Origin of the sequence: Bradyrhizobium sp. CCGB20, from assembly GCF_024199855.1 — a bacterium.
Taxonomy (GTDB): Bacteria; Pseudomonadota; Alphaproteobacteria; order Rhizobiales; family Xanthobacteraceae; genus Bradyrhizobium.
The window spans coordinates 3629104-3655436 of sequence record NZ_JANADN010000001.1 but is presented as its reverse complement, the minus strand read 5'-3'; the positions used below and the strand labels follow the sequence as shown (position 1 = coordinate 3655436).

The following is a 26333-nucleotide window of genomic DNA, read 5'->3' as shown; positions in this document are numbered from 1 at the left end:
GGTTTTGTTCGCGATCATGACATTCAACACGAGCAAGATCCGTGCCCGATGCGCGTCACGACTTCTTCGGGAGATGGCTTGGCGTGTACTGGTCCTTGTCGTTCTTCTTGGTGAGATCACAGCCGATCTCGCCAAGCCAATAGGGCTGGATCACCCCGTAGTCCTTCTCGACCTTCACCTCATGCTTCGGACCGACCGAGATCAGGCGCATGCGATGCGAGGTGTGCTGGCTCTTGGGATCGATGCAGACCTTGCCTTCGGGAGCATCGATGCAGGCATCTCCGGTCGCGATTACTTTCCGCATGTCGTCAAGCTTGATCGACTTCGCCTTCTCGACCAGCGCCTTGTACATGTAGAGCGCGTTGTAGGCGTTATACCCCATGTCGTTGATGTAGAGTTCGTCGGGGAATTTCGCGTGCCAGCGCTTCTTGAATTCGGTGGCCTCGGGTGTGTCGATCTCCTCGAACCAGTTGGCGGTCGCGTGCATGTTGTTGAGCGCCGGCGGCTTGAACCGCTTGTGCTCGAAGCCGAGCATGACCTTGATCGAAGACCCCATCGGCAGATTGAGGTTGGCTGCCGCCGCCTGCTCGAAGAACGAGTCCTGGGCCGCACCGACATTGATCGTGAGCAACCAGTCCGGCTTCGCCTTCTGGATGTTCTGGATCGTCTGCGCAAACTGCGACACGCCGAGCGGAATGAACTCCTCGCCGACGACCTCGCCGCCGAGATCCTTCATGATCTTGCGGTTCCACTCGGCCGAAATCTGACCGAAATTGTAGTCGGCGGCGATGACGTAGACCTTCTTGCCGAACTTTTCGACCATCCACGGAATCAGCGTCGAGAACTGCTGCTCGGGCACTGCGCCCATGCTGATCATGCTGGCGTCGCAGACGCCGCCTTCGTACTGGTTGGTGTAGAAATACGGCGTCGAGGTGCGATCGACGATCGGACGCAGCGCCTCGCGCGAAGCCGAGGTGATGCCGCCGATCAGCACGTCGACCTTGTCGCGATTGAGCAGGCGGCGGCCGAATTCCTGATAGCGCGCGTTGTCGCCCTGCGGATCGAGATGGATCAGCTCGATTTGTCGCCCCAGGATGCCCCCGCTCTTGTTGATCTCCTCGACAGCGAGCTGAGAGCCGTGCAGCTTCGGCATGCCCATGAAGGCGAGGTCGCCTGACACGTCCTCGAGCAGACCCACCTTCAACGGTGGTTCCGCTGCCCGAGCAGCACTCATCGCCGCCGCTGTACCGAGCATGGCGCCGAGCAAAACGATACCGAACTTACGTCCCGAATTCATCGTGATATCCCCTGTTTCTGAAAGCGGCTGGATGTCATGGCTTGAGGTAATTCTTCAGGATCGATGCCCCCATCGTGTATTTGGGATCGACCATGTTTCCGAGCCGCATGCGGCCGGCCTGGCTGAGCAGCATGTAGGCGTCGATCTCGTCGAAGCCGTAATCGGCCGCCATCCACCGCACGAGCTCGCGATAGGCGATGCGCGCCGCGTCCTCGAGCGGACGCGCGCTGCCGATCGTCATGATGAAGTCCTTCGTCTCGAGCCGCGGCCATGCGAAGCTCCAGTTCTTGATCAGGTCGACCTGCAGCGTGACGGTCGCGCGCTGCTCCATCGCCACGCCGGACAGCTCGCCGTCGCCTTGCGTCGCATGGCAGTCGCCGACGTAGAGCATCCCGCCGTCGGTGTGCACCGGGAAATAGATGATCGCGCCGGGAGCGACGTCGGGCAGATCCATGTTGCCGCCGTGGTAATCCGGCTGCAGTGACGAGATCGCCTCGATCTCCGGCGAGACGCCGATGGTGCCGATGAACGGCTCGTAGGGCAGCGTGATCTTGTCGTTCCAGCGCACGCCGTTCCTGTCGACATGCAGCTTCTTTACGCGCTCCGGCAGCGGCGGATTGAGTAGCGCCGTCGAGCTTGTCCCGACCAGCCCGCCGAACTCCGGAATGATGCAGGTCGTCCCGGCCGGCTGTTCACCCCGCGTCTCGACATCGCGGATATAGATCGCAAGGCAATCGCCCTTCTTGGCGCCCTTGATGGCGATCGGTCCGCATTGCGGATTGAGATAGGGGAAGTTCAATTTGGCCGTGGGGCTGTCGCTCTCCTTGGTGAGCACACCGCCGAAGGCGTCTTCCGTCTCGACGACGACCACCCCGCCCGGGTCGATCGACAGGGTGGGCTTGGCATAGGGACCGTAGACGTAGTGGAAGCCGCCCTGTTGCTCGATGGTCAGACTATGCGTCGCACCCGTCGCGCCCTTTGCGACCGCGCGCTTGGCCATGATGGAATTCTTCAACCAGTCCTCTGCAGACATACGAATGTCTCCTCAGCTCAGATCCCGGGATGACGTTTGTGCCAGTCGGTAACGCGCTGGAACGCATCGCCTGCGCGAACCAGGCCGGCCTCGTCGAAATGACGCCCGACGAACTGGAAACCGACCGGACCGCCATTCGCCGCGAAGCCGCCGGGAAGCGTTACGGTCGGGCTTCCCGTCATGTCGAACGGGCACGTGAAGCGGAGCAGTCCGCCGATCAGCGAGGCGTCCTCACCGAGTGCCGCCATCTTGGCGAGCGTGGGCGCGGCGAACGCCTGGGCCGGGACCGCGATGAGATCGACGGTCTCGAACAGCACACGCACCGCGCCGCGGAATGCCTCGCGCCGGAGCACGATCTTCTGGTAGTCCATGCCGGACTGCTGCCGCCCGAGATCGAGCAAGCCCGCGAGTGCAGGGCCGTACTCGTCCTTGCGCGCCGGATAGGTGTCCTCGTGCGCGACGGCGACCTCGATGCCGCAAAGCGGGAACCAGTCGTCGACAACCGCCTTGGTGTCGGGGAACGTGATCTCCTTGATCTTCGCGCCGAGATCGGCCGCCACACGCAGTCCCTCGGTCAGCACCTTGGCCGCGTCACCGTCCGTGCCTTCGCTGGTCCAGCGCCGGTCGACGCCGATTGTCACGCCGCGCAGGTCGCCGGATAGACCCGCGAGATAGTCGGGGACGGCCAGCGGCACCGACGTCGTGTCCCTGGGATCCTGCCCCGCGATGACGCCGAGGATCGCGCCGCAATCGACCGCGCTCCGCGCCATCGGGCCGATGTGATCCAGCGTCGCCGCAAGCTCGAACGCGCCGTAGCGACTGACACGTCCCCAGGTCGGCTTGAGCCCGGTGACGCCGTTGGCCGCGGACGGAAAGCGGATTGATCCGCCGGTATCGGTGCCGAGCGAACCGAAGCAGAGGCCCGCTGCGGTCGCGACGCCGGAACCGCTCGACGACGCGCCGGGCCAGAGATCAGCGTTCCACGGGTTCTTGGGCGGATCGATCTTCGGATGGTGGTCGGCGTAGGCGCCCTCGGTCTGCTGCAGCTTGCCGAGGATGATTGCGCCGGCATGCTTCAGCCGCGCAACGACCGTTGCGTCCTCGGTGGGACGGAAATCGCGATGAATGGTCATACCATGGGCCGCCGGCGCGCCCTTGGCCCAGCAGAGATCCTTGACCGCCACCGGCACACCATGAAGCAGCCCCCTGATCTTGCCGGAAGCGATCTCCTTCTCGGCCGTGGCGGCATCAGCGAGCGCCGAGTCAGCCATCACATGCGCAAAACTCTTGAGCTTGCCGTCGAGCTTCTCGATCCGCCCGAGCATCGCTTTGGTCGCTTCGACCGGCGACAGCTCTTTCGCCTGGATCTTCCGCCCGACTTCGACGAGTCCCAGATAGTGGAAATCTGCTGCTGCCATTGTTCTTCATCCTCCCACTCGACGTGACACGCGGTCGTCCCCGCGCATGCGTCAACGTTCTGGCGACGCGGTCGCATTGCCAGCTTCCCTGGCGGCAAACGCAAAAAGCCACCCGTCCCTCCCGAATGAGGTGACGAATGGCTCAAATGCCGCGGCTATGAACTATCGCTTAGGGTCCGAAATCGAACGAAGCACTTAGTACAAAGAGCTGGACGTCATCGGCCAGATCGGCGCACGCGAGGTTCGACAGGAGTCCCTGTAGGAGGAAAGTCTAAGTAACTGCCTGTCGCATTGTCAACGATGCTGTCTGCCTAAATTTCGAGAGTGCTGCGCAGCAAAACGGCAAGCCACTTGCGCTGTCATCGGCGATGATGATTTCATCTTTGCGTTGCGCGACCGAAAGCCGTCAATGACAAAACCGTCTGTTCCCGTTGGCATCATCTGCTCGCAGTCCGGGCCCTATCAGGCCATGGGCCGCGAAATCCTCAAGAGCGCGATGATGGCGGTCGACGAGATCAACAGCCAGGCGGAGTTCGACTTCTCGATCGCAGCCCATATTCGCGATCCCCGCGGCATCATCTCGGAATACCATACGGTCTGCGACGACCTCATCCGCAACGTCGGCGTCAAGCATATCATCGGCTGCTACACGTCGGCGTCGCGCAAGCAGGTCTTGCCGATCGTGGAGCGCACCGATCGCCTGCTCTGGTATCCTGCGCGCTATGAGGGCTTCGAGTGTTCCGACAACGTCATCTATGTCGGCGCCTCGCCCAATCACAACGTCCTGCCGCTCGTCCGTTACGTGCTCGACAATCTGTCACGCGAAATCTTCTGCGTCGGCTCCAACTACGTGTGGACATGGGAAACCAATCGCGTCACCCGGGAATTGGTCAACGCGGCGGATGGCCACATCCTCGCCGAACGGTTGCTCGAGCTCGGCGAAAGCGCCGTCGGGCATATCGTCGACGAGATCGTACGGAGGAAGCCGCCCATCGTGTTCAACACGTTGGTCGGAAGCTCGAGCTACGACTTCATCCGTGCCTTCCACGCCGGCACCAAGGCCGCCGGGCTCGAGATTCCGATGCTGAGCTGCAGCCTGTGCGAGCCGGAACTGTCAATCGTCGGACCGGCATCGGCCGGGTGCATCACGTCGTCCGCCTATTTCGAAAGCATCCGCCTGCCTGAGAACCGCGCGTTCGTCGAACGCTGGAAGGCGCGCTATGGCGAGGACAGCAGCCCCTCCGTCGACGGACAATCCGCCTATGTCGCGGTTTATCTGCTGGCGCGCGCGCTGCAGCGTGCAGGCACATCTGATATCGTGGAGGTGCGGCGCGCTGCGGCCGGCCATCGCTACAATTCGCCGCAAGGACCAGTCTGGATCGATGGCGGCAACAACCATTGCGTCCTTACACCGCGGTTGGCCGTGTCCAATCCGCAAGGACAGTTTGATATCTTCTGGGAAGCTGACGCGCCTGTTAAGCCTGATCCTTATCTGACCCAGCTCGACGTTGCCGTAAGTCCTTCGAGGGACACGTCGAAGGGTAGTGCGCTGCCGAATGCGCCACATTTGCGGGTTGTGAAATGAGCAAACCGTCTTCATTTTCGCTACGCGGACGCAAGGCCCTCGTCGCCATCAAGGACGAACGCGATGCCTCGATCGTCCGGCGCCAGTTTGAGCGGCTCGGGATCGACAGCGTCGCATGGGACCCCACAGGGGCGATCGACTTCGCGCCGGATCTGGCGTTGATCGATGACGAGTTCCTGCCTTTGACACAACCGGCTCGACGTGCGTTCCTGGGGCGCTGCCCGGTCATCGCCCTGCTCGGCACCGAGACGCCGAGCCGCCTGAAGCTGGTGTTCGAACTCGATCCGGCCTCATTCCTGGTCAAGCCGTTGCGCTCGGCCGGCATCTACGCGGCGCTCGTCATGGCGTTCGAACGCAACGAACGCACCAACGAATTGAAGCAGCAGGTGCTCAAGCTCGAGCAGCGTCTTCGGTCGCGTCGCGTCGTGCTTGCCGCCGTTCTCCAGGTGATGCACTCGCACGCGCTCGCGGAACCAGCCGCCTTTGCACTGATCCGCAGATCCGCCATGGAACAACGCAAGACGATTGAAGAGCTTTCGGCGGAGATTACGGCAAAGGGCATTCTCCCACGCGCAACCGGTTAGGCCACCTGCCGGTTCGCCGCCTTCCAACGGAACGCTCGGATTACCGCCACACGGCCTGCGTTGCACGAAATGCTGGCAAGATTTCTCTCGGTCACCGCGGCGTTCTTGAACATTCGCGCCGCTAGATGATTTCCGCGGCTGCAGCACTCATCGCGAATTGACGAGGTTCAGACTTGCCGCGTCGTTTACCGATGCTCTCTGTTGGTTGAGAGCGTCCGGCATCGGCATAGGAGGCGCTCGCCGGGGCTGGAGCCTGTACCAAGCCACTTGACCGGGTTCGAACTGGGCGCGGTCATGCCTCGACCAGAATGGCGGCGCATGATCGCCGACGACCAGGATGTCGGCCGGCGCCACGGCTGGGTCGCGCGCTATCTTCGCGACGACGGCAAATACGTCGTGCCAAAGTTCGGCCATCCGGCAAACCTTGGGTCGCCCAAAGACGCCACCGTCGATCCCGCAATGAAAATCCGTCAGGGCTTGGCTGGGCGCGACCGGAATATGTGTATTTAGGGTGAGCCAATAGATGAAGCGTGGCTTGCCTTGCTTTCCCGCGTCGCGGGAGGCTGCAGAAATCACGGGCGCAAGATCTGCATCGCACGCGCCGGCGAAGGCGCTGCCGCATACGCGGTGGGTCGTTTTGACCAACTCGTCGCGGAAAAATTCCTGGTCGAAGCCGATTGTCGGATACCACCGCTCACGCTCGAACATGCCTCCAGCGAAGCCGTGCATGGCGATGTTGCTATACCCTCGCGCGGCCAGCAGATCAGGCAGGCAGGTGTTGGTGTCGTTCTGAACGTACTCCGTGTAGAATGTGCGCGTATTGCATAGTTCCCGCATCTCGCCCGAGGTCGTCGAACCGAAATAGACCGTTTTTCCGGACGTGACCGTGTAATCCCTCGTCAGGCTTTGGTCATACAGTGGTTCCGCTATGCGCGCTCGGGCGTCCTGATCCTGCAGGTAGCCCAGGCTCTCGACGATCACCAGGACAACGTTTTTTCCGTCAGCGCCCGCCGCCGTCCTAAAACCCGACACCTCCGCAGCGGATTGGACCGGCTCACTGCTCCCCATCGTGGAGCCGAAATGGTAGTGTGGCGATGCGTTGCTGACATAGTCGAGGACACCGAACGCCTGCGCCACGAAGAAGAGAACCGGTATGTTCGCCTTCATGAGCACGGCGCGCGGCCTCAAGCATGCCAGGGTCGCGCTCGTGGTCATGACGAGCATGGCGATCAAAGCAAAATAGAGCGGAGAGGCGAAGAAATTGATGCGCCTCGCGTGGTCGACAGCCGCCATCAAGTCACCTAGCCCGAGGCCGAACATCAGAGACAACGTTTGCACAACGTCGAAGGTGAGCGCGGCAAGAAACAGCGCGGCCGTGATCATGAAGGGAATGCGCCGCGCCAGGATGGCAATGCTGGCATAGAGAGCGATGGCGATGGACCGCGGCGGGAAGCCGATATCGACCAATGAAGCCATCGTTGCGAGCGAGATCAGGTTTGGAATCAGCAGTCCGCCCGCGAGTAGCCGTACGTTGGGCGAAACGAGCGCGTTAAAGAATGTGGACCACTTCTGAGGGCCTTGCGCGGCCTGGCGCGCATCGGCGGGCATTGACGACGGAAGCATTTTCGCAACCAAAAAGACTGTTGTCCCTTGGTTCAATCTATAGGCGAGTCCTGAAATTCAGATTAATTGCGACTGCGGAAAACACGTGGAATGAATTAACCATATCGAGGAGGCTGGTGGCTGGCCTGGCCGCAATCCAGATAAGGCCAGACATCCTCGGGGCCTCTAACCGAAGTGGCAACGTTGATGTGCGGCGCCCGCCCGTCGCAGGGCTACATCCCGCGCGCGGCACGGATCGTCCAACACATCAACAGGGAGTGAGCAACCCGCTCACATTGGACAAATCTTGCAATGGGCTGCGCGAGCCGATGCTCGGCGAAGCCGGACCAAAAGCTGGCGCTGGTGTCGTTGCGGGTTCACCTCGCGCTTATCGAGCGAGGCATCGGCGGTCAGCAAGAAAATCTCGAGACAGACACCGAATTCGAGGTGTTCATACCCTGCCCTAGATCACCCTCACCTGGTTCGGGTTACGGGCGGGGTCGCCCCAGAAAGCATCGTTCTCGTATTTGCGCCAGAGATCGCCCGGCAGCACGGTTTTACGACCCGGGGATTCCACACGTTTGCCGACCCTGTGGAGACCCGGCGTACCAATCCTGCGGTCGAATTCTTCGGCGTCGAACTCGATGTTCTGGAAATCATGGGCGAACGGCTTCTCGCCGATGAACTCGTAAACGGCCGCGATCGCCCGCTCCGGCTGGGTGGTCAGCGTCTCATAGGTCAGCGCCAGCAGGCAGGCGGTCTGCTCGCCGCAAAACGCTTCGCGCAGCGCATTCCAGGCAAAGCCAACCATGCCGTTGGGAGCGGCCAACCCTTCGACGCGCGAATACACCGTGCCGCCCGGCTCGAAATTGAAGATGCCCGACGGCTGATACTTGTTCTTGCGAATGAGCCGCTCGACCGAGTCCAGGATCCAGGGAATGTGGCGCACGCAGCAGATCACCTTGGCGCGTGGAAACAGCTCGGTGATCAGCGGCAGCCGTGCGCACCAATTGCGGTTGGTGTCGAACACCACATGCCCCTTCGGCAGATCGGCGTAATAGGTCGAGAAGATCGCCTTGATGAGCTCCCGGCGCTGCTCGTCGGTGATGAAGATCGCGGTCTCGTTGTTCATGCTCATGCTGCGCAGCATGCCGTCGACCAGCGAGCCGACCGGTCCGGTCATCCCGGCGCGAAAGCGCGGGTTCTGTCGCAATATCGCCGACAGCAACGTCGAGCCCGCGCGCGGAAGGCCGGAGATGAAATGGATATCGCCTTGCATGATCCTGCAAACCTGACTGGGGATTCGTGACTAGACTACCAGAAAATCCCGCTGCTGCAGCAGGTTTGGGTTGACACCGGTCAACGTGACCGAGTGAAGCGCGTCCAGCGCGATGACGGTATCGGCCGGGTTGCCGGCGTTGTGCGGATCGGCGGTGATCGCAGCAAGCGCTGCCGCCGCGTCCGCGTAAACCGACTGGCTGAGTTGCAGGACGTCATGCGCCACGTCGAAATTGCCGATGGTAGCCGTGGCGGCCGCCTGCGAATTGAACTGGAACACGAACGTATCGTTCGCCGCTGACGCCGTCAGCGCAGCGTTGTCCCCCTGCACGGTCACCAGGTGCGATCCGTCATTGTTGGTGACATCCTGAGCGATGACCGCGCCATCAGCGCCATAACTGACCAGAGATTTGGCATAGGGCGGATTGGCGCCGAAATAGAAACTTGCGACGATCTCATTTACCGTCGACGGCGTCAGCAGCGTATTCAAATGCGCATCATCCGTCGGCGTCGTGTTCTGGAACTCGATTTGCAGCGGCCCCGAACCGACGCCCTGCACCAGAATGTGCGCCGTGCCGCCGGCGACGGAAATCGCGATGTCGGTGTCGTGGCCGCCATTGACGGTCGAGACCGACACCGCATTGGGATCGACGCCTTCGAGATGGATGCGGTCGTGCTCGCTGCTGCCGGTTGCCCAGGACAAGTCGGTGATCTTGTCGGTGACGCCTGCGGCAAGGTCGCTGGCGCGGAAGAAGAACACGTCGTCCCCCGTCCCCCCGGTGAGGCTTTGCGCGCCGACACCGTAATGGATCACGTCGTTGCCCGATCGATCCGGCCCGGCGGTGATGGTCGTGGTGTTGGCCGCGGAGTCGTAGGCGAAATGGAAGTCCGACAGCGAAGCGATGTCATCGCCGCTGACCGTAAGGCTGACCGATCCGCTCGCGCCGCTCAGAACCAGAACGCCATTGATGAACGTTTCACTCGTGGCGTGGAAGCCGTCGACGATGATCTGGTCGCGCGTGCCGAAATGCGCGATCGCGTTGACGGGCGCGTTCGCGGCGCTGAATTCCAGCGCCGCATGGCCCGCCGCCGAGAAGTCGATCGCGCCGGAGCCGGCCGCGCCGCTCGCGGTGAGGTCGAGCGTGCCGTTCTCGATCGTGATGCCGCCGGTGAACGTGTTCGCCGTTCCCAGCACCAGCGTTCCGTCGCCATCGAGGACCAGATGTCCCGCGCCGGTCTGGCCACTGGCATCGTGCGAGCCGGTCATATCGGCGATCGCGTCGCTGATCGCGATGATCTGCCCCGCATCGGGAGCGAAAGTGATGGTCTGGTTGCCCTGGAGGAAGATGCCGCTGCCGAGGCCCGATCCGGAATTGTGGCCGACATTCGAGCCCGAACCACCGGCGACGCTGTTGTCGTGGGTGCCACCGCTGCCGCCGAAGGTCAGCGAGCCGCCTTCCTGGACGAAGATCGCGCCGCCGGCGCCGAGTCCGCCGCCGCCCGATTGATAGTTGCCTTGCCCGCCGCCGAAACCGCCGGCGCCATTCGCGTAGCCCCAATAGCCGGCACCGCCGCCACCACCGAACCCGCCGGCGCCGCCCGCACCCCGCAGCCCAGCGCCGCCACCACCGCCGAACCCGCCGGCACCTCCGGCGCCGCCCGTGAGATCCACAGGGCTGACGACGCCGCCGCCACCACCACCGCCAAAACCACCGGCGCCGCCCGACGTGGCGGACCCCGCGCCACCACCGATGCCGCCACCAGCGCCGCCGACATAGCCGTAGCGACCGGAGCCCCACGGACTGGTGCCAGTGACGCCGCCGCCACCATCGGTACCTCCAGCACCGCCACCGGCCGCCGCGCCGATAACGATGCCGCGACCGGGCACGTAGCCAAAATAGCTCCCGCCCGACGCCGCGAGGCCGATGCCGCCGCCGCCATTGACGTTGCCAGCGCCGCCCATGCCGCCGCCGCCGCTGGCGGAATAGCCATTGAAATAGCTTCCATTGCCGCCGACCGCCCGATCATGTGCAAAGCTGACATTGTCGAGCGTGACCGCGCCGCCCGAGGCGATGAAGAGGCCGCCGCCAAGTCCCGCGCCGCCTCCGCCACCGCTGGTGGAGTCGCCACCTCTGGCAACCGCATTGATGACGCTGAGATTGTCGATGTCGATCGTGCCGGAATAGACGAACAGGCCGGGAAGTCCGTGGGCGTCCAGGGTATGCCCATTGCCATGGATCGTCAGCGTATCGCCAGAGGCGAGATTGAACGCAGCGAGCTGTGTGCTCAGGACGAGGTCGCCGACGATGTTGAACGTGTAGTGCGTGTTGACGTGTGAATATGCGCCGGTCAGATCGATCGCTGCGATGTCGGCGGCGAGCTCCGCGGCCGTTGTGATCGTGAAGCTGGTGGCGGTCGTCGCAACGTTCACATTGGAGGCCGTCGACGCGGCGCTGGTCGCCGAGCCCGCGCCGTTCACCAGCGTCTGCGTCGCCGTGATCGTGTGAGCGCCGGCGCCGAGCGCAAGGCCGTTGGTCGAATAGATCGCGAAGTGGCCGGTCTGGTCCACCGTGCCCGAGCCGATCGCAGTCGTGCCGCCATCCGCATACAGCGTGATGATGTCACCGGCCTTGCCGGTGCCGAAAGCCTCGACGCGTCCGCCGGGATCGTCGACCGAAACCACCGATGTGATGACCGGCGCGACCGGCGCAACCGTTGCCACGAAGCCCGATGCCGTGCTGGTGAGATGATCCGCATTGGTCTCTGTCACCGACACGGCCTGGACGCCGGGGTTCAGGCCGGAGATGGTCGTGATGTCGAAATGCCCGGTGGCATCGACGATTCCCGAACCGATGGTGACGCCGCCGAGGGTGATCGTCACGATGTTGCCTACTTCGCCCGTGCCGACGAACTCGAGCGCGCCGCCCTCCACCGTTGTTCCGATCTGCGCCGTGATCGTCGGCGCGATCGGGTTGACGTTGACGGTGAATGCAGGCGACAGGCCGCTCGCCATACCGTCGTCGGTCTCCGTCGCGGTAAAAGTGTGAATGGCGTCTGCAAACGTCACGGTGGTCGTGATCGAGAACGTGCCGTTGGCGGCAACCGTGCCGGTTCCGACCGCCGTCGTGCCGCCGTCGGCGTAAAGCGTGATGGTGCCGCCGACGTGCTGGGCGGTTCCCTTCACGGTCACGGTGGTGCCGTTGATGGGCTGGCCCACCAGCGCGGTGATCGCCGGCGCATTCGGCGTGACGTTGACCGACACGCCCGAGGAGATCAGGCTGACGAGGTTGGCGGCGTTGGTTTCGGTGGCACGGATGATATGCGCGCCGCCGAGAATGTTGGCGAAGATGTCGAAATGGCCTGTCGCATCGACCACGCCGCTGGCCAGCACCGTCGTGCTGCCGTCGGCGAACAGCTTGATGGTCTCGCCGACCTCGCCGGTGCCCTGCACCTCGATGCGCTGCGAGGTGCCGGAAACGGGAAGCACCGCCGAGATGACCGGCGTATCCGGGATCACGTTCACGGTGAATTGCGACGACACCGGACTGACGAGGTTCGCGGCATCGGTCGCCGTCGCGGTCAGGCGGTGCACGCCGTCGGCGAATGTCACCGTCGTCGTGATGTCGAAATGTCCGGTGGCGTCGATGACACCGGTTCCGACCGGCGTCGTGCCACCATCGGCGTAGAGTGTGACGCTCTGGTTCGGCTGGCCCGTGCCCTTGACCTCGATGGTGCCGTCATTGTCGGGCTGGCCGACCAGCGTGGTGATGGCCGGCGCCGACGGAACGACAGTGATGGAGAGACCGTTCGATGCCGTGCTTGGCAGGTTCGACGTCACGACGACCGCCGTCAGCGTGTGGACCCCGTTGCTCAGTCCCGCCGAGGTCACGATGTCGAACTGGCCGCTGGCGTTGGTGGTGCCGGTGCCGATCACCGTCGTACCACCGTCGGCAAAGATCTGGATGGCGTGATTGGGCTCGCCCGTGCCCTTCACCTCGATCGGCCCGCCATTGAAGGGGTTGTTGACCAGCGCGGTGATCGTGGGGGCAGTCGGATTGACGTTGACGATGAAGCCGGCCGACAGCGGGCTTACCAGGCCCAGGCTGTCGGTCTCGGTTGCCCGGATGGTATGGACGCCGTCGGTCAGCGCCGGCGTGACGATGTCGAAATTGCCATTGGCATCGGCGACGCCGGTCGCGAACACGGTCGAGCTGCCGTCGAGATACAGCTTGATGATCTGGTTGGGCAGTGCCGTGCCCTTCAGCTCGACGGTGTCGCCGTTGAGCGGATGGCCGATCTGCGTCGTGATGACAGGTGCGCTCGGAAGCACCGTGACCGCGAATCCGGCGGAGAGCTGCGACGACGTTCCCGTCTGCGAAACCGCCTGGAACGTGTAGAAGCCGTCGGCGAGCGGCGAGGTGATGAGATCGAAGTTGCCGTTGGCGTCGACGATGCCGGTGCCGAGCACGGTCGTGCCGCCATTGGCGATGATCGTGACCGTGGAGCCCGGAGCCGCCGTGCCGCGCAGCTCGACGCCGCTGCCATAGACCGGCTGGCCGACCAGGCCGGTGATCCCGAACGGCACGCGATCGGTCAGCATCACGCCGCCGCTGTAGGCCGTGACGTCGAACTGGAAAAGGGAAAAATCGACGCCGGGATTGAGATGCAGATCGACTGAATGAACGCCATCGGTCACGGTCAGGACGTTGCCCGCGCCCATCGTGGCCGTCGCATTTGCGGCAAAACCGACCAGCTTGATTGTATCGCCCGGGTTGAAGCCGTTGATCTGGTTGGACAGCGTCACGCCCGCTTCGAGGATCAGCGTCGCGCCCGAATTGGGGACGAAGGTGATGATGCCGCTGCCGATCGAATTCACCGAGGTGAGATCGATCGTGCTGTTGCCGCTCAGCACCATGCCGCCGGTCAGCAGGTTCATGCCGGTGATCGTCAGCACCGACGTGCCGGACGCACTGATGGTGCCGCCGCCCGTGATCTTGTTCGCCAGCGTGTAGTGCGCCGAGCCCGACAGCGAGAAGGAATCGTTGACGAGATCGCCCGCCGTCAGCGACACCGTGCCGGTGTTGGAGATGTCGATCGTCGTGCCGGTGATGGCGCCCGACAGCGTGACGTTGCCGGCGCCCGCGACATGGATGACGCCGACGCCTCCACCTGCGATCGTGTCCGAGATGGTCAGCGTGTTACCCAGCAGCGGCGCAAGGGTGACGTTCTGCGAGGCCGCGAAGAGACCCGAACCGATGCCCTGCCCGTTTCCGCCGGCAGCGGTCGTGGATGCACCGCCGAGACCGCCGACCGCGGTATTGCCGCCGATCGAACCACTCTGGATCGTCAAGGATCCGCCGGACGCAACGAAAACGCCGCCGCCAAGACCGGCGCCGCCGCCACCACCTCCGGACGCAACCCTTACCCCGCCGCCGCCGCCGCTGCCCGCGCCATAACCGCCGCTGCCGCCGAGGCCTGCATAAAGGTCGCCGCCGAAGAAAGGTGGACTGCGGGTGATAACCCTGTAAACGCTGGCCCCGCCACCACCACCGCCGCCAAATGAGCCGGCCAGACCGTTGCTTCGCGAGTGCGCGTAGAAGGCCGGCTGGCGCCCCCAACCGCCCGCGCCGCCGATGCCGAATCCGCTCACAGGGCTCCCCGGCCCGCCGCCGCCGACGTAGCCATTGTAGCCTCCGGCGGCGCCGCCATTGCCACCGGCGCCACCGATCGCAGAGTTGCCGGTGAACGCCACGCCGTCGAGCGTCGCGGACGCACCTGCACCAATGAAGAGGCCGCCGCCCAGTCCGGCACCGCCGCCGCCGGCGCCGGCATAGGCGTGGGCAACGGACCCGCCGTCGTGACCATGTGCAAGGGTGCCTTCGATCGTCAGCTGGCTGAGCACCAGATTGCCGGATTCAAGATCGAACCCGGAATAGGTCGCCGTGCCATTGACCGAACCGTCGATGGTGTGGCCGCCACCCTTGATGGTGAGCGTGTCGCCGGCGGCAAGAAAAAGCGCCGCCATGTTGCCGTTCAGCTTCAGATCGGCGGTCAGGTCGATCTCGTAGTCGATGTTCGTGCCGTAGTAGAAGCCGCCGGGATTGATGGCCGCGATCGCCGCATTGAATTCCGCCATCGTGCCGACGGTGAAGGTCGCGATGGGATGGCCGGTGAAGGCCGGCGTGCCCATGGACGCGCCGGTCGCGAAGGTGAAAGCCGGACCATTGCCGTTGACGGCGCCGTTCAGCGTGTGCCCGTTGGTATTGATGGTGAGCGTATCGCCGGCGGCAAAATTCAGCATGCCCGCCGACAGGCTGCCGAGCGCGGTGTCTCCCTCGAGATTGATGACGTAGTTGATGTTCGGCGAGGAGAAGAAACCTCCGACATTGATGGCATTGAAGGCTGTCGTCAGCTCCGCAACGCTTGCAACGTCGAACGTGGGGATCGCATTTCCGACCAGCAGGGCGTTTCCGCCGGACACACCTGCCACAAAACTGAATCCGCCGCCGGCGCCGTTGACGGCGCCGTCCAGGGTATGGCCCGCGGTATTCACCGTGATCGTATCCCCGGCGACGAGGGTAAGCTTCGCCAGTCCCGCCACCAGCGGAATGTCTCCGTCGAGATTGATCACGTATTCGACGGACAGGTTCGAGACAGGATTGGAGTTGACGGTCTGGATCGTGGCGACCAGTTGGTCCGTCGTCGAGACGTTGTAGATCGGCTCGACTGTCAGCGTGCCGCTACCGGTGTGGGTGAAGACCTCGCTGCCGTAGAATGCGCCCCGCAACAGCACATCACCGGAGCCAGAGACGTTGATGGCACTGGCCGTGATCCTGGTGAGGACGGTGACGTCGCCGGCGCCGGTTATGTTGAGGACATTCGTTCCGATGCCCTGCGCCAGCACGACCGCGCCGGCGCCCTGAATATTGAACGTGCCTTGGGTGCCGGCGACGAACTGATCGATCGTGAGTGTCTGTCCGGCGTTGGACGTCAGGCCGATCGTACCGCCGTAGTTGAAGAGATCGTTGCCGATGCCCTGGCCCGCCGTACCGCTGGTGCCCCATAGACTGCTGCCGCCGGCGCCGCCCGTTGCACCATTGTTGGAGAAGGTCCAGTCGGTGATATTCAGTGCACCGCCGGAGGCGACGAAGACCGCGCCGCCGAGGCCCGCGCCGCCGCCACCACCGCCGCCGCCGCCTCCGCCACCAGAGGTTCCAGTGCCGCCCATGCCGGCGCCGTAGCCGCCGGCGCCGCCACCGCCGGGCGGAAAGGATGTGACCGGACTACGTCCGCCGCCGCCACCGCCACCGCCACCGCCGAAACTGCCGCCGCCTCCGTTAGCGGTGAAATGACCACCCGCCCCGCCATAGCCGAATCCCAGCTGGCCCGGGCTCGATGCGCCTCCCGTTGTAACACCCTGGTCGCCATTCGGCACGCTCGGTGCGTAGATGCCGCCCTGACCGCCATTTCCGCCGAAGACGTGATTGTCGGTGAAAGCGACATCGGTCAGTGTCGCCGAGCTGCCGGCGCCTATGAACAGCGCGCCGCCCGCACCGAGTCCACCACCGCCGCCGCCATACTTCGACGCAGTTCCCGGTGACGACCCGTCACCGCCGTGCCGGACAAAGTCGGCGACGGTCAGGTGATCGATCGTCACGTCGCCGGATTGCAGGACGAAGCCGGAATAGGTGGCAGCGCCGTCGATCTCATGGCCGAGGCCATGGATCGTCAGCGTGTCGCCGCTGGCGAGATTGATGTCGGGCAGAGCGCCGTCCAGCGTGAAGCTGCCGACGATATCGATCTCGTAGTTCTGGTTGGTGGCGGAGAACACGCCGCCGACGCTGATCTCGTTGATCGCGCGGGCGAGCTGCGCCGCGGTCGACACGCGATAGACCGGAGCCTCGTTGAGGATGACATCGGTGCCGCCGGCACCATCGGGCACCAGCAGGAATCCGTGCGGCGCGATATTCTGCTGGGCTGGATCGAAGTGGATGGTCGCAACCGTCGTGCCGCCGGGCCCGGTCAGCGTCAGGACGTTATTGACGAAGCTGCCGATGCCGGTCGCGCTGATCGTCGCAAGATCGATCGTGTCGCCGACGCCGAAACCGTGGACGACCGCGCTCGGCATCGCGCCTGTGACGGACAGGGTCTGCATCCCCGTACCGAAATTGATCGATTGAAGGCCAGACAGCCCGCCCTGGAAGATGGCGACATTGTCACCATTGCCGAGATCGAGCGAGCCACCGAGCGAGACGGAGGCGGTGAAGGTGACGGTGATGATCTGGGCGCCGAGCCCGAGGTCGCCGCTCCCGGTGAACGTATTGCCGAACGTGCCGGAATGGGCAATGACGATGTCGCCATTGTCGACCACCGCTCCGCTGCCGAAGGTCCCCTGCCCACCGAGCGTGAGCTTGGCGCCGGCATCGATCGTCGTGCCGCCGACATAGGAATTGGCGCCGTCGAACTCGACGGTACCCGGCCCCTTGATCTCGATCGCGACGCTGCCGCCATTGCCGCCCTGGTCGGCGATCCCACCGGCAATCGTGATCGCGTCTCCGGACGCCGGCGCGAGAACGATCGACTGGTTGCCCTGGAGGAAGATGCCACTGCCGAGCCCCTGCCCGGCGCCAGGCATAGAGTACAACTGATGAGCCGCCTGGATGGCACCCGCAGCGCCTCCGGCCACGGAGCCGCCGGACAGCGATCCGCTTTCGAGGATCAGCGTGCCCCCCTCCTGGACGAAGATGCCACCGCCGGCACCAAGCCCGCCGCCACCGACATTGCCGATCTTTGACTGGTAATACCCGCCGGCACGATAGGCGAAGGAGACGCCGCCATTGCCCGCGCCAAATCCCCCGATGCCGAACCAACCGCGGAGGCCGCCGCCGCCACCGCCGCCGCCGAAGCCGCCATTGCCGCCGGCGGCGTTCTCGCCGTTGCCGTAGCTGTTGGTGTTCGTGTTGAAGCCGCCACCAGCACCGCCGCCGCCGCCGAAGCCGCCCTGTGCACCGATGGTTCCGGCTTTCCGGGAGGCGAGATAGGCGTTACCGCCGCCGCCACCACCGCCAAAGGTGCCGGAGGCCGGGGACGATCCGCGATACGACGTCGCCCCGGCCCCGCCTCCGCCCGGAAGATTCGACAGGCCGAGGCCGCCGCCGGCGCCGCCCGCATAGCCCCAGCCGGTGTAGCCGACGTGGCTTCCGATGCTATAGAAATGTTGCACCCCGGTCGTCGAGCCAGGGGCACCATTGATCCCCATGCCGCCGCCGCCACCACCACCTTGATAAATCCTGCCGGCCGGGTTCACGCCGCCGCCGTTGCCGCCCCGGGCGGCGTTGTAGAGGAAGGTCACGTTGGCGATCGTCGCCGTGGCACCGGCCGCGACGAACAGGCCGCCACCAAGTCCGGCGCCGCCGCCGCCACCGCCGATGGCGCCGGCGCCACCCTGCGCCAGCGTGTGCGCAATCGTCATGTCCTTGAACGTGACGGTGCCGGCATATTCGAAGAAGCCGCGGTGGGTGTTGGCGCCGTCGAGCGTGAAGCCGGCGCCATCGACCGTCAATTTGCTGCCGCTGGCGAGATTGATGGCGGCAAGATCCGAGCTCAGCGACGCCAGCGAAATATTGCCGGCGAAATGGATGACGTAGTTGAGATTCGCGCCATAGGCGTTGCCGCCCGAGCTCATCGCCGTCAGTGCGGCGTTGAGCTCGGCCGCGGTGCTCACCGTGAAGCTGGTCTGCGCCAGGCGGATGTTGGTGCCGCCATTGCCGTCCGCGACCAGGGCAAGGTTGAGATCGAAATGCTGCGCCGGGTCGAAATGCAGCGTCGCCACCGCAGTGCCGCTGACATTCTTCAGCGTCATGACGTTGTTCGCATCGATCGTGAAGGAGGTCGCGACAACCGACCTGAGATCGATGGTATCCCCGACGTCGAAGCCCTTGAGAGTGACGGCGGGGACGCCGGTGTCGAACACGGCGGTGATGATATGACCTTGGCCGAAATTGAACGTGCCCGTTCCGGTCACGGCGGCCTGGAATTCGAACGTGCCATCGTGGTCGAGGGTAACCGCGCCGTTGTCCGTGATCGCGTTCACGATCGTACCCGGCGCCTCGAACCGCAGCGTGCCGTTGTCGATGATGGCGCCGGTGCCGGCGCTGCCGCCGGCCTCGACCTCGAGCGTGCTGCCGCTAGCGATGGTGGTGCCGCCGACATAGCTGTTGGCACCGGCGAAATGCACCGTGCCCGCGCCGCCAATGTCGACGTGGCCACTGCCGCCATTGCCGCCCTGGTCGGCGATCGTATCGGCAATGACGGCGTCCTCGCCCGCAGACGGCGCGAACGTGATGCTCTGGTTGCCCTGGATGAAGATGCCGGAGCCGAGCGCCTGTCCGTCGCCTCCGCCGCGGCTGCCCAGCCCTCCCGTAGCCGAATTGCCGGAGACCGAACTGCCGGCAATCGTCAGCGAGCCGCCTTCCTGCACGAACACGGCACCGCCGGCGCCGAGGCCGCCGCCGCCACCGGCAAACCCAAACTGATCGCGGCTTCCGCCAGCACCGCCGCCGAACCCGCCAGCACCGCCCGCGCCGGCGGTACTGCGCCCGCCGCCGCCACCGAAGCCGCCGGCACCGCCCGTCGTTCCCGCTCCGCTGCCGTAAGAGCCTGCGGCTCCGCCGCCACCTCCGAAACCGCCGTCGCCGCCGACGCTGAAGGTTCTTACATTTGTGGTGTTCTGGTTGGCGCTCGCACCGCCACCGCCGCCACCGCCAAACCCGCCATCCGCACCCGGAGAAAGGCTGCTGCCGCCCGAAGGTTTGCCGCCGGCAGCGGCCTGCGAATAGCTCGCGTGCCCCGGGACGTTAACACCGAGCGTACCGCCCGGGGCGCCTTTGATGTAAATGAAGGTGCCGCCGCCGGCACTATAGCTGCCACTGGCGAAGGCGCTGCTGCCGGCGGTGCCCATGCCGCCACCGCCGCCACCTTGGCCTGAGCTCGAACCACCCCCCCAGTAGCCTCCGGCGCCCCCCTTGGCCGCGTCGCCCGTGAACGTCACGGCATCGATCGCGACGGCTGCCCCCGCCGCCACGAACAGGCCGCCACCGAGACCCGCACCACCGCCGCCGCCTTCGACGCCGCCGGCGCCGCCCTGGGCCAGCGTGTGCGCGATGTTCAGATTATTGATCGAGACGTTGCCGCCGAACACGAACAGGCCGCGATAAGCATTTGCGCCGTCAAGCGAATAGCCTGCGCCATTGATGACGAGATGGCTGCCGCTGGCCAGATTGATCGCAGTCAGATTGGCGCCGAGCGAGGCAATGGAGATGTTGCCCGCGAACTCGATCGAATAGTTGGTGTTGGCGGCAGCAGCTCCGCCACCCACGCTGATGGCGAGCAGCGTCGCGTTGAGTTCCGCGGCGTTGTGGACGGTGTAGACGTTGGACGGCTTGATCACGGTGCCGCCGGAGCCGTCGGCCGAGAATGCGAAGCCGTAGGTCGGTCCGCTGAAATGCAGATCGACGGTATGGGTACCGTCGGTGACGTGCAGAACACCGGTCGACGAATTGAACGACTGGGAGAACTGCCCGGAACTGTAGTTGATCCCGACCAGGTCGATCGCGTCGGTCGCGCCGCTGAAGCCCGCGATGGTGCCGGCAAAGCTCGCCGGCGCATCGATCTTGAGCGTGGCGAGCGCGCCGTTGAACGTGATGGTCTGGCCGGATGCGACGCCCGCGCCGAATTCGACCGTGCCGCCATTGCCGACGGTGACCGCCCCGGTGCCGGTGACATTGCCCGCAACCAGCAGCTTGCCGCCGCCGTCCGCCTGCAGCGTGCCGGTATTGGTGACGTTGCCGGCGAGATCGAGCGTACCCGCCTTGGCGTCGATGACGCCGCTATTGTTGACCGCCGTGCTGACGATCGTGGTGCCGCTGCCGGTCTTGTCGTAGTTGCCGGCGACGTTGAGGGTTCCGCTTCCGGCGCTTGATGCGATGTTGAAGGCGCTTCCGCCGGTCGTCGCATCGGTAAAGGTGACCCCGGCATCGATCTTGAAGGCCGCGCCGTTGTTCAGTTGCAGCGTATCGCCGGAAAAAGCGCCGGTTTGGCCCGACCCGTGCAGCTCGAGCGTCCTACCGTCGAGCGTGAAGGTCTCGTTATTGGCATCGAAGAAGGTCGCGAGCCCGTTGACGATGGTCGTGCCGCTGCCGCTTTCGGTGCCGCCAGTGAAGGTCGCCCCGTTCGCGTCAGTCAGCGTGCCGGTGCCGGACAGCGTCCCGCCCGATTGGGTCAGGCTGTTGATGGTTTCCGAGACGCTGCCGAGGTTGATGTTGCCCGGCAGCACGAAATCATTGGTGACGGCGACATTGACCAGCACCGGCACGCTGGTCAGGCTGCCATCGGTCGCGGACACGGTGAAGCTCGCGGCCGGGTTCAGCGTGCCGTCACTGACGAAGATCACCTGGCCCGCGGCGAGCTGCGCCTGGGTGAAGCTCGTGATCGCAACGCCGGGGGCGCTCGACAGAGCGACATAGCCACGTTGCGTGCTGCTGACGTTGAAGGTGAGCTGGCTCGCGCTGTTGTCGACATCGCTGACGCTGAGGTCGGCCGTGGTGATGGCCGTCGCAAGGCCTTGCAGCAGCGCCGCCGCATTGTCGCCGGACAGCACAGGCGCATCGTTGCCGCCCGTGATCGTGATGGTGACGACCTGCGCGCTGCCGTCGCTTCCCCTCACGGAGAAGGTGTCGGTCATCGTCGCGCCGGCGGCGAGGCCCTGCACCGTGGAATTGTTGTTGTCGAGCGTGTACCGCCAAACACCGGCCGAGGACACGGTGTAGGTGCCGTAGCCACCGGTGCTGGCGGTCTGCGCGGCGACGGCCACGAAGGTGACGGAGGACGTGTCGGGATCGAACAGCGTCAGCGAGCCAGTCGCGGTCGGCGTCCCCGGCACCGCGTTGGCGACGCCGCCCGCCTCGACGACCGAACCGGTCGTCGTCCCACTCATCGTGGCCGGATCGTCGGTGCCGAGGATGTTGATGGTGACGGACGAGGTGGTGCCGTCCGAACTCGCGACGGAGAAGATGTCCGTGTAGGTGTGCCCGCCCACGAACTCGTCATGTGCGGAGCTCGCGACATAGCTCCAGGTGCCATCCGCGGCGAGCGTGAAGGTGCCGTACTGCCCGGCCGTGCCGGCCTGCGCGACGAAGGATTGCGGACTGTCGGGATCCTGGATCGTCAGCGTGCCGCCGGTCGACAGCGCCGCGTTGGTCTCAGCCAGATTGCGCGTCACCGCCGATATCACGGCAGCATCGTCGGTGCCGTTGATGGTGATCGTGACGACCTGCGGCGTGCCGTCGACGGTCGTAACCGTGAACGTATCCGTCAGCGTGCCGCCGGCATTGAGCCCTTGAACTGCGGCATTGTTGTTGTCGAGCGTGTAGGTCCAGACCCCAGTCGATGTGACGGCAAAGGTGCCGTAGTGGTTGTCGCTTGCCGTGCCCGCATTGACCGCCGTGAAGGTGTTGGCGGGATTGTCGACGTCGGTGTCCGTCAACGTGCCGGTCACGGTCGGCGTTCCCGCCAGCGCATTGTTGAGGCCGCCTGCTTCGGTCACCGAACCGGCGCTGGTACCCGAGATCGAAGCCGCGTCGTTGCTGCCGAGGATATTGATCGTGACGGACGAAGCCGTGCCATCCGAACTCACAACGGAGAACGTGTCGGTGTAGGTCTGCCCGGCGACGAATTCGTTATGTGCCGAACTTGCGACATAGCTCCAGGCGCCGTTCGCACCGACCGTGAAGGTGCCGTAGTGCCCGACCGTGCCCGCCTGCGCCACGAAGGTTTCGGGATTGTCGACGTCATGGATCGTCAGCGTGCCGCCGGTCGACAGCACCGAATCGGTCTCGCCCAGGTTGACTGAATTGGCCGACAGCACCGCAGCATCGTTGGCGCCGTTGATGGTGATCGTGACCACCTGCGCGGTGCCGTCGACGGTCGTCACCGTGAACGTGTCGGTCAGCGTCCCGCCGGCATTGAGCGCCTGAACCGCGCTATTGCTGTTGTCGAGATTGTAGGTCCAGACGCCGCCCGACGTCATGGTGAAGGTGCCGTAACCGTGGTCGCTCGCCGTGGCGGTCCCGATCGCCGTGAAGGTGTTGGCGGGATTGTCGACGTCGGTGTCCGTCAGCGTGCCGGTCGCGCTCGGCGTCCCCGCCACCGCGTTGTTGACGCCGCCCGCTTCCGTCACCGCGCCGCTGCTGGTGCCCGACACCACAGCCGGATCATTGACCGCCTGCACGGTGATATCGACGGTCGCCACGTTGGAATCGGCGAAGCCGTCGTTGACCTTGTAGGTAAAGCTATCGGTGCCGTTGTAGTCGCCAACCGGCGCATAAGTGAAAGAGCCGTCGGCATTCAGCGTCAACGTGCCGTGGGCCGGACCGTTGACGAGGATGGCGTGCAGCGCATCGCCATCGACGTCGCTCGCCCCGGCAAGCACACCCGTGCCCGGCACCACCAGCGCATGGTCTTCGTCGGTCGTGTAGCTGTGCGCGACGGCTACCGGCGCGTCGTTGGCGCCGTTGATGGTGATCGTGACATATTGCGTGGCGCTGGTCGCGGTGCCGTCGCCGACCACGACCGCATAGGTCAGCGTGAGCACCTCGCCCTGCTTCAGGAAATCGAGGTCTGCCGCAGCCGGCTGGTAGCTCCAGCCGAACGTCGTGGCGGAGCCGGTCGACAGGTGACCAGTGGAGTCGATCGCAAATGCGGCACTGTCGGTGAGCGCCAGCGCGCCGGTCGGCAGATTGAAGGCGTGCCCGTCGAGGCTCACCACGGGCGCGCCGACCACCGAAGCTGTCAGCGTGTCGCCGACGTCGCGGTCGCTGGCCGAGATCGAGCCCGCCAGCGAAATGACCTGCGCATGGGCATCGGCCGCCTCGTTGACCGCCGCGGTGTCGCCCGTCACCACGGGCACGTCGTTGGTGCCGGTGATGGTGATGGTCAGGGTCTGCTGGTTGCTCGTGATGAGCCCGTCGCTGACTTCGACCGTGTAGGTCAGGACCAGGCTCTGCCCCTCCCGCAGGAAATCCAAATTGGCCGCGGACGCATCATAGGTCCAGCCGATACCGGCAGTGCCGCCGTTGGAGGTGCCCGCATGGAATGACAATGCATTGTTGATTAGCGACGCCGCCCCTGCCGGCAGCGCGAAGGCGTGGCCATCGAGAGTCACGACCGGCGAACCGGCGATCGAAGCCGTCAGCGTGTCGCCGATATCGGGATCGGTCACCGGCATGGTGCCCGTCAGCGTGACGTGCTGCGCGGCGGCGTCAGCAGCTTCCCCGGTGCCTCCCGATGCAGCGGCCAGCACGGGAGCATCCTCATTGCCGGTGATCGTGATGGTGACGTTCCGGCTTGCCAGCCCGCCATGACCATCAGCGACGGTCACGGCATAGGTTTCCGTGACGGTCTGCCCGGCCCGCAGGAACTGGACGTCCGCGTTGTCGACGAGATATTGCCACGTCGCCTGCCCGCCGAGGCCATTGACAGTGTCGGCAGACAGATGCGCGCTCATGGTCCCGAGCGCCAGCCCGCCCGGGCGGGTCGAGCTGACGAAGGTGGCCGAGACGACATGCGCGTCCGCCAGATCGACATCCGTGAACGCGATCGCACCGTCGGCATGCAGCCGCCCCTGGGAATCGAGCGCCGTATCCTCCTGCACCGCCCCGGTTGTCTGCGCAGCGCCGATGACCGGCGCATCGTCGACCGCACTGACCGTCAGCTCGCGCGTTGCGACAGCCGTGTCGTGCCCGCCGTGAGCGATGCCGTCCGGGTCCTGCACCGTTATGGTCAGCGTGCGGGTTAACGGCGAGGGATTGTCGCTGGTGTCGGTGTAGACGACCGCCCGCAACGCGGCCGCAAAATCCGCAACCGACGGCTGCTGGCCGGCCTTCGCCGTCAGCGTCAGCGTGCCGGTGGCCGGATCGAACCTGCCCTCGATCCGCGTGGTGTTCGTAAACGACAGGATGTCTTCGCCCGGCTGATAGTTGCCGGTGATCCGGACGGTCGCCTGCAGCAAAGTGTGGCTGTCCGGATCGGACAGCGTCAGCGCCGGCGCAATCGCGACTGGCGTTTGCTCGAGCGCGGCCACCGGCGCCGATCCGGAATTGAAAGATAGCGAGGGCGGATCATTGACCGGCGGCGCCGGGATCGATCCAACTTCGGTACCGGCTCCGCCGTTACCACCTCCGGGCACGGGGGGGCCGACGTCCGCACCGGTGCTGACCGGCGGGCCGTGGCCGGGAACTCCATCAGGCAGAGACGACGGCGCGCCACCCCTTGGATCGTACGAGCCAGATGGAGGAGACGACGAACCGTGCGTGCCGGCACCGTTCGGCGAGTCGCTGCTATAGCGGTCCGCAAGGTTCTTGATCCGCAGAATGTTGTTCAAGGCATCCAGCTCGTCAGCCCTATCGGCGTCCGTCTTTACCTGCTCGCTGGTTGCTATCTGAGCTGGACCGGTCGGCTTCAGCTCCAGCTTGCCGCCTTCGCTGCTGATGGTTGCAATGGCATTGCCGCTCCGATCGTAGGCGGTCGCCTGATGCTGCCCGTCGTTCTGATGAAAGATGGACAGCGTGACCGATCCATCGTCGGGGGAGATCTCGCCGCCACCGGCCGAGCCTGCAATCCTTGCCGAACCGATCGGCGTTCCAATCCGCATGTCGCCCGTCTCGGCAATCTTGCCGGACGCGAAACTGAACGATCCCTGGATGAGATCGAAGACTTCCAGATTGGCGCTGCCCTGCGGGTCGAATTTGAATTCGCTCAATGCAAGGCGTGAACCATGGCCGAGCTGGAACGCGCTGCCGTCGTTGAAAACCAACCCAGCCGTGCCCCCGCTGTCGGTCTGGACCACGTCTCCCTTGAGCAGCACATCGCCGTTGTTGAGCCCCACGACAACGCCGTTGCGCAGCACCGTCACCTGGCCTTCGACCCGTACCGCGTGTCCGATCACCTGCATCGCCGGCGACGGTGCATCCTTGGCAGCGTACTGTCCGGGAACGACAGGCCCGGCTAACACAGCGACGATCTCGCCGCTTAACCTGGCGCCATCCGTCGACAGCCGCGCGTGCAGATTTTCCGATTTGAAATAGCCGGCAACGATGTGAATCTTTCCGTCGGCACCGAGCAGCCTCAGGTCGTCGCCCGCCCGCTCCAACGCGGCGTTGAACAGGAGATGCGTTTCCTCAACCGCGACGGCGGACGCACCGGGCGCGCCTTCGATCGAAAGCTCTTGCGAAATAGAGAGCGAAAAATGCCGATCGTCACTGCCGACATGCAGCATCGTTCATTCCATTAAAAGAAAGCCGCTTAGTTCGTTTGAAAGCCCGCCGCCGAACAAAACCCACACGACGTTGTCGTCGCGCTTCCATCTACCGACGAACGAGATCAATCCTCGTCATGCAATTCCTCGAGACTTTTGCCGAATGTTTCGACCGCCATTCTCATGTCGCGCAACCTGAACGCGACGACTCTTCGGCGGCAGATT

At 64.7% G+C, this 26333-nt stretch carries 8 protein-coding genes; 2 read left to right on the top strand and 6 right to left on the bottom strand.

The features are described from left to right. Positions 1-55: 55 nt before the first annotated feature. Genes NLM15_RS16590 through NLM15_RS16580 form a run of 3 tightly spaced genes read right to left on the bottom strand, consistent with a single transcriptional unit; the run spans position 56 to position 3748 of the window. Positions 56-1297, bottom strand: coding sequence for an urea ABC transporter substrate-binding protein (locus NLM15_RS16590; RefSeq protein ID WP_375166840.1), 1242 nt, complete (start codon positions 1295-1297; stop codon positions 56-58). Between the two features lie 34 nt (positions 1298-1331). Continuing rightward, on the bottom strand, positions 1332-2330 hold the full coding sequence (locus NLM15_RS16585) for an acetamidase/formamidase family protein (RefSeq protein WP_254118133.1): 999 nt from the start codon (positions 2328-2330) through the stop codon (positions 1332-1334). A 17-nt stretch (positions 2331-2347) separates the two neighbouring features. After that, positions 2348-3748, bottom strand: coding sequence for an amidase (locus tag NLM15_RS16580; protein WP_254118132.1), 1401 nt, complete (start codon positions 3746-3748; stop codon positions 2348-2350). 409 nt (positions 3749-4157) lie between these two features. Between NLM15_RS16580 and NLM15_RS16575 the strand changes: the two genes are divergently transcribed. Both NLM15_RS16575 and NLM15_RS16570 read left to right on the top strand, forming a co-directional pair. Next, the gene (locus NLM15_RS16575) at positions 4158-5333 is read left to right on the top strand and encodes a transporter substrate-binding domain-containing protein (protein ID WP_254118131.1); all 1176 of its coding nucleotides are present in this window, start codon (positions 4158-4160) and stop codon (positions 5331-5333) included. Then, positions 5330-5917: an ANTAR domain-containing response regulator gene (locus NLM15_RS16570; RefSeq protein WP_375166839.1), complete on the top strand. Its 588-nt coding sequence runs from the start codon at positions 5330-5332 to the stop codon at positions 5915-5917. Before NLM15_RS16575 ends, NLM15_RS16570 begins: the two co-directional genes overlap by 4 nt. Positions 5918-6064: 147 nt before the next feature. Here NLM15_RS16570 and NLM15_RS16565 read toward each other — a convergent pair whose 3' ends face one another. From NLM15_RS16565 to NLM15_RS16555, 3 genes are all read right to left on the bottom strand, one after another. Further along, on the bottom strand, positions 6065-7540 hold the full coding sequence (locus NLM15_RS16565; protein ID WP_254118129.1) for a sulfatase-like hydrolase/transferase: 1476 nt from the start codon (positions 7538-7540) through the stop codon (positions 6065-6067). A 442-nt stretch (positions 7541-7982) separates the two neighbouring features. Continuing rightward, positions 7983-8798, bottom strand: coding sequence for a sulfotransferase (locus NLM15_RS16560; RefSeq protein ID WP_254118128.1), 816 nt, complete (start codon positions 8796-8798; stop codon positions 7983-7985). Between the two features lie 30 nt (positions 8799-8828). Further along, positions 8829-26129, bottom strand: a complete 17301-nt coding sequence (locus NLM15_RS16555; protein ID WP_254124752.1) for a VCBS domain-containing protein — start codon at positions 26127-26129, stop codon at positions 8829-8831. Between the last annotated feature and the right edge of the window lie 204 nt (positions 26130-26333).